The 5,141-nt window shown below is 70.1% G+C and carries 4 protein-coding genes; 3 read left to right on the forward strand and 1 reads right to left on the reverse strand.

From position 1 onward, the window contains the following. Positions 1–35 precede the first annotated feature (35 nt). Positions 36–1,643 carry a beta-N-acetylhexosaminidase gene (locus ACWGI8_RS39095; protein WP_453668200.1) on the reverse strand — a complete coding sequence of 536 codons (1,608 nt, stop codon included), beginning with the start codon at positions 1,641–1,643 and terminating at the stop codon, positions 36–38. Positions 1,644–1,917: 274 nt separating this feature from the next. Here ACWGI8_RS39095 and ACWGI8_RS39100 point away from each other — a divergent pair, with 274 nt between their 5' ends. The 3 genes from ACWGI8_RS39100 (at position 1,918) to glmS (ending at position 5,085) form a co-directional block, all read left to right on the forward strand. After that, the gene (locus ACWGI8_RS39100; RefSeq protein ID WP_453668201.1) at positions 1,918–2,772 is read left to right on the forward strand and encodes a DUF4429 domain-containing protein; all 855 of its coding nucleotides are present in this window, start codon (positions 1,918–1,920) and stop codon (positions 2,770–2,772) included. A 183-nt stretch (positions 2,773–2,955) separates the two neighbouring features. Next, entirely contained in the window at positions 2,956–3,231 is a 276-nt protein-coding gene (locus ACWGI8_RS39105; protein ID WP_453668202.1) for a hypothetical protein, read from the forward strand. Between the two features lie 36 nt (positions 3,232–3,267). Further along, positions 3,268–5,085 carry a glutamine--fructose-6-phosphate transaminase (isomerizing) gene (gene glmS / locus ACWGI8_RS39110; protein ID WP_453668203.1) on the forward strand — a complete coding sequence of 606 codons (1,818 nt, stop codon included), beginning with the start codon at positions 3,268–3,270 and terminating at the stop codon, positions 5,083–5,085. Positions 5,086–5,141 lie beyond the last annotated feature (56 nt).

Consider the following 5,141-nt stretch of genomic DNA (forward strand, 5'->3'; position numbering starts at 1 on the left):
GGTCGGAGGGCGCCCGCTTCCTTGTCCGCGCGCGGCTACTCGGCGGGCCAGGGCACCTGCGGCGAGCGGTAGTAGTCGATGCCCAGCGCCGACATCCGCGGCCCCTGCGCCGCGAGCCGCACCTTGTACGCGTCCCAGTCGTGCGTGGACGCCGGGGACCAGCCGAGCTCCGCGACACCGGGCAGCCTCGGGAAGGCCATGTACTCGATGTGGTCGCTGGTGGAGATGGTCTCCGACCAGAGCGGCGCCTCGACTCCGGCGATGGCCGACGCGGGCGCGCCGGGCAGATACGCGCCCGGGTCCCAGTCGTAGGAGCGCTGCACCTCGACGTAGCCGGCCCAGGCGAGGCCCAGCGGGGTGTCCTTGTTGTACTTCATGTCGAGGTAGATGCGGTCGGCGGGCGACAGGATCAGCTTGGTGCCGTTCTGCGCGGCCCTGGCGACCTGCGCCTTCTCGGCGGCACTGGTGCCGTCCAGGCCCCAGTACTGGGCGACGGCACCCTTGGCCGGAGCCGCGCCGGTCAGCTGGTGCCAGCCGACGACCGACTTGCCGTACTTCGCGACGGCCGCCTGCGCCTTGTCCATGAACGCCACATAGTCGGCGTGGCTGGTGGAGTGGGCCTCGTCGCCGCCGATGTGGAGGTACTTGCCGGGGGTGAGCGCGGCCAGTTCGCGTACGACGTCGTCCACGAAGTCGTACGTCACGGCCTTCGGTACGCACAGCGAGCTGAAGCCGACGCCGGTGCCGGTGTAGAGGGGTGGGGCGACACCGTCGCAGTTCAGCTCGGCGTAGGAGGCGAGGGCGGCGTTGGTGTGGCCCGGCATGTCGATCTCCGGGATCACCTCCAGATAGCGGGAGGCGGCGTAGGCCAGGATCTCCTTGTACTGGGCCTTGGTGTAGTACCCGCCCGGGCCGCCGCCGACCTGCGTGGAGCCGCCGTACGTCGCGAGCCGCGGCCAGGAGTCGACGGCGATCCGCCAGCCCTGGTCGTCGGAGAGATGCAGATGCAGCTTGTTGATCTTGTAGAGGGCGAGCTGGTCGATGTAGCGCTTGACCTGGTCGACGGTGAAGAAATGCCGGGAGACGTCGAGCATCGCGCCGCGGTGGCCGAACCGCGGGGTGTCGGTGATGGTGCCACCGGGGATCTGCCAGGGGCCTGCCTGGCGGGAGTCCTTCTCGACCGAGGCGGGCAGCAGCTGACGGAGCGTCTGGACACCGCGGAAGAGCCCTGCGGGCCTGTGGGCGGTGACGGTGACGCCGCCACGGCCGGACTCCAGCCGGTAGCCCTCCTCGCCGAGGCTCTTGTCGCGCGCCCCGAGCGCGAGCCGGATGCCGCCGCGTCCGTCGTCGTCGGTGACGGGCAGCGGATAGCCGGTGGAGGGCCGCAGCACGGCGGCGAGATACGCGCCGATGCGCCGCGCCTCGCGCGAGTCGTCGTCGACCCTGATCCGGGTCGCGGGGGTGAGGGCGTACGGCGTGCCGGCCGGCTGTACGGACGCGGGCGCGGGGACGACCTCGCCGAGCGGGCGGAGGGCGGCCGGGGCGGCGCCGGGGGCGGGCGCGGCCCCGACGCCGGCGATGCCGGCCGCCGCGACGAGCAGCAGCGAGCCGAGGAGGCGGGGGAACGTTCTGTGCTGTCTCACAAGCTGGGTCCCTTCCGAGGGGGGGGTCACAACTGTGGTGCTGAGCAACCGAACGGTCACCATGCGTACCGCGCGCCTCAGGCGTGGTCAAGGTGTAGACCACTTCCAGCCGAGGCCGGGGCAGCCGCAGCCGCCCCGCCACCGCCCTGGGGGACAGCAGCGACACCCCGGCAGTCCCGGTCCGGCGATGTCCGGCGATCACCTTCATGCCGGCCGCAACTCGCTGGGGGACAACCCCCGGACCCCCGGCCGCCCCGATGCGACAATCACTTTCATGGCGGAAATCATCCAGAAGGACGGGACTTGGACCTTCGACGGGGACACGCTGCGCATCGTGCCAGGCCACGACAAAGGCGTGAGCCTGCTGCGCAGGACCCTCGGTGAAATCGCCGTACCGCTCGATGCGTTGGCCGGGATCTCCTTCGCGCCCGGCAAGAAGTCCGGACGGCTGAAGCTGCGGCTGCGCGAGGGCGCCGATCCGCTGCTCCAGATCACCCAGGGCACGCTCGAGGACGGCTCCGACCCGTACCAGCTGACGGTGTCGAACGACCGCGCCGGTGTCGCCGAGTATCTCGTCGACGAGGTGCGCAACGCGCTGCTGCTGGAGCAGATCGAGAAGGGCCCGGCGAGCGCGTATCTGCTCCCCGGTCCCGCCCTGCCGATCACCGTGGGCGCGGGCGACGGCACCGTCACCTTCGACGGCGAGCGGATCCGGCTGGAGTGGAACTGGAAGACGGAGGAGTCCAAGTCCTCCGGCGGCGCCCGCGTCCTGCACCTCGACGATGTCGAGGCGGTGGAGTGGCTGCCCTCGGCCGGCCTGGAGAACGGCTACCTCCGGTTCCGGGTGTCCAAGATCGGCTCGCCACCCGCCCCGAAGTACGATCCGCACGCCGTGGAGCTGTGGGGCTTCCGCAAGGACCCGCTGATGGCGCTGGTCGCGGCGGCCGTGGCGGCACGGATGCCGCATCCGTACGCCCCGGAGGACGCCGCTCCGTCCGCCGCGGCCCCGGCCGACGATCATGATGTGCTGCTGCGGCGACTGCGCGAGCTGGGCGAGCTGCACCAGGCCGGGATACTGACCGACGAGGAGTTCTCCACGGCCAAGCAGGCCGTCCTCAGACGCATGTAGAGGCAGTGCTCAGTCGCTGGTGAAGGCAGTGCTCAGTCGCCGGTAAAGGCAGTGCTCAGTCGCCGGTAAAGGCTGCATATAAAGAGGGCGTAAATCCTCACTGTAAGCATGATCACGCAGGTTCCTGCCCGAATTCGGGCAGGAATCTTGCGCAAGGCCCGGGGGAGCCCTCAGTATCTACGGGTGCTCGAACGCCGCTCGTCGCATGACGACCTCGTCGACCACCTGGTGCGCAGCACCGCGCTCCAGCGCGGTGAGGCAGCCCGGGTGGTACTCGATGTGCTGGCGTTCTTCGACGAGACGACCGAGGAATTCGTCCGCCGCCGCCACCGCGAGCTGCAGGCCGGCGGAGCCGTGAACACGGAGATCTTCGAGCGGATCGCAGCCGAGCTGCCGTACCGCGCCGTGGCGCCGCCCGAGCTCTCGCTCCGGCAGCTGCGGCGCATCGTCTACGGCTGAGCACACACCTGAACGTCTTCGGAGGGGCATAGCTCTATGTGCGGAATTGTCGGTTACATCGGGAAGCGGGACGTCGCGCCGCTGCTGCTGGAAGGCCTGGCGCGGCTGGAGTACCGGGGTTACGACTCCGCGGGCATGGTGATCACCAGCCCCAAGAGCACCGGCCTGAAGATGGTCAAGGCCAAGGGTCGCGTCCGCGACCTGGAGGCCCGGGTCCCCAAGCGCTTCACCGGCACCACCGGCATAGCCCACACCCGCTGGGCCACCCACGGCGCCCCGAGCGACATCAACTCGCACCCGCACCTGGACCCCGAGAACAATGTCGCCGTCGTCCACAACGGCATCGTCGACAACGCCGACGAGCTGCGCGCCAAGCTGGAGGCCGACGGCGTCGTCTTCGCCTCCGAGACCGACACCGAGGTGATCACCCACCTGGTGGCCCGCTCCCAGGCCGAGACCCTGGAGGAGAAGGTCCGCGAGGCGGTCAAGGTCATCGAGGGCACCTACGGCATCGCCGTCATGCACGCCGACTTCAACGACCGCATCGTGGTCGCGCGCAACGGCTCCCCCGTCATCCTCGGCATCGGCGAGAAGGAGATGCTCGTCGCCTCCGACGTCGCCGCGCTGATCGCCCACACCCGCCAGGTCGTCACCCTGAACGACGGCGAGATGGCCACCCTGAAGGCCGACGACTTCCGGACCTACACCACCAGCGGCACGACGACCACCGCCACCCCCGAGACCGTCGAGTGGGAGGCCGCCTCGTACGACATGGGCGGCCACGACACGTACATGCACAAGGAGATCTCCGAGCAGCCGGACGCCGTGGACCGCGTGCTGCGCGGCCGCATCGACGACCGGTTCTCCACCGTGCACCTGGGCGGCCTGAACCTGGACGCCCGCGAGGCCCGCGGCATCCGCCGCGTCAAGATCCTCGGCTGCGGCACCTCGTACCACGCGGGTCTGATCGGCGCCGGGCTCATCGAGTCCCTGGCCCGTATCCCCGCGGACTCCGAGCCGGCCTCCGAGTTCCGCTACCGCAACCCGGTGGTGGACCCCGACACCCTCTACATCGCCGTCTCGCAGTCGGGTGAGACGTACGACGTGCTGGCCGCCGTCCAGGAGCTCAAGCGCAAGGGCGCGCGCGTCCTGGGCGTGGTCAACGTGGTCGGCTCCGCGATCGCCCGCGAGACGGACGGCGGCGTGTACGTGCACGCCGGCCCCGAGGTCTGCGTCGTCTCGACGAAGTGCTTCACGAACACCGTGGTCGCCTTCGCGCTGCTCGCGCTGCACCTGGGCCGTATCCGCGACCTGTCGGTCGCCGACGGCAAGCGGATCATCGAGGGCCTGCGCAAGCTGCCCGCGCAGATCTCGGAGATCCTCGAGGCCGAGGACGACATCAAGAAGCTGGCGGGCGAGTACGCCGACGCCAAGTCGATGATGTTCATCGGCCGGGTCCGCGGCTACCCGGTGGCGCTCGAGGCCTCCCTGAAGCTCAAGGAGATCTCGTACATCCACGCCGAGGCCTACCCGGCCTCGGAGCTGAAGCACGGCCCGCTGGCGCTCATCGAGCCGGCGCTGCCGACGGTCGCCATCGTCCCGAACGACGACCTGCTGGAGAAGAACCGCGCCGCGCTGGAGGAGATCAAGGCCCGCAGCGGCAAGATCCTCGCGGTCGCGCACCAGGAGCAGGAGAAGGCCGACCACACCATCCTGGTCCCGAAGAACGAGGACGAGCTGGACCCGATCCTCATGGGCATCCCGCTCCAGCTCCTCGCGTACCACACGGCCCTGGCCCTCGGCCGGGACATCGACAAGCCGCGCAACCTGGCCAAGTCCGTCACGGTGGAGTAGGTCCCGCCCGAGACGGCCGAAACGGCCGGCGACCCCCTCTGCGCACGCCACCAGCG

This window comes from Streptomyces sp. NPDC054841 (assembly GCF_053611045.1).

Excerpts from the sequence above, each read along its gene's own strand:
- ACWGI8_RS39100 (WP_453668201.1), top strand. The coding sequence starts at position 1,918 with ATGGCGGAAATCATCCAGAAGGACGGGACTTGGACCTTCGACGGGGAC.
- glmS (WP_453668203.1), top strand. The coding sequence starts at position 3,268 with ATGTGCGGAATTGTCGGTTACATCGGGAAGCGGGACGTCGCGCCGCTG.